The organism is Shigella sp. FC1567, assembly GCF_001743015.1.
GTDB lineage: Bacteria > Pseudomonadota > Gammaproteobacteria > Enterobacterales > Enterobacteriaceae > Escherichia > Escherichia coli.
This window is the reverse complement of record NZ_MIIV01000342.1, coordinates 1-723: the sequence shown is the minus strand read 5'-3', so window position 1 is coordinate 723 and position 723 is coordinate 1. Positions and strand designations below refer to the sequence as shown.

Below are 723 nucleotides of genomic sequence, written 5' to 3'. Positions count from 1 at the left end.
CTCTTTTGTCATGCGCTCTCCCATGGCGTAGCCGACAATTTCGCACGTATAAACATCTTTGATGCCAGCGAGGTACAACCATCCCTCCTGTGTGGCAACATACGTCAGGTCCGCCACCCAGACCTGATTTGGTGCTGTAGGAGCGAACGTCTGGTTCAGCAGATTTGGCGCAACTGGCAGATTGTGGTTCGGGTTCGTAGTCGCTCTGAACTTGCGTTTCTGCTTACAGCGTAGCCTTAGCTCCTTACGAAGACGTGCCAGTCGGTCACGACCAACGATGATGCCATTCTCTGCCAGCTCCGTCTGGAGCCGCCGGGTTCCATATGTTTCGCGAGTGCGGATATGTGCCACCTTAATCTCCAGTTTTAGCCGCTCTGAACCGCCCCGGGTTTCCTGGAGAGTGTTTTATCTGTGAACTCAGGCTGCCAGATCATCGTTTCCGATAGAAGCATAATAAGCTTTTTCTGCTTCTGCCGGAGGGATGTGGCCCAGCCTTTCCAGCAATCGTCGATTATTATACCAGTCCACCCACGTGAGTGTGGCCAGTTCCACTTCTGCACGGTTTTTCCAGCTCTTACGGTGTATTACCTCCGCTTTGTAAAGACCATTGATGCTCTCCGCCATCGCGTTGTCATACGAGTCGCCTGTACTTCCTGTTGATGCCAGTAATCCGGCTTCCTTAAGCCGCTGTGTGTAGGCCAGCGATACATACTGAGAACCTTT

Annotated in this window: 1 protein-coding gene and 1 pseudogene; both read right to left on the bottom strand. The window is 52.4% G+C overall.

Annotation, left to right across the window (positions count from 1 at the left end):
• Positions 1 to 378, bottom strand: a pseudogene (locus BHE85_RS17405) (IS3 family transposase); the annotation flags it as partial.
• A gap of 39 nt (positions 379 to 417) precedes the next feature.
• The coding region (locus BHE85_RS17400; RefSeq protein ID WP_032232747.1) for an integrase core domain-containing protein at positions 418 to 723 on the bottom strand (306 nt) is incomplete at its 5' end.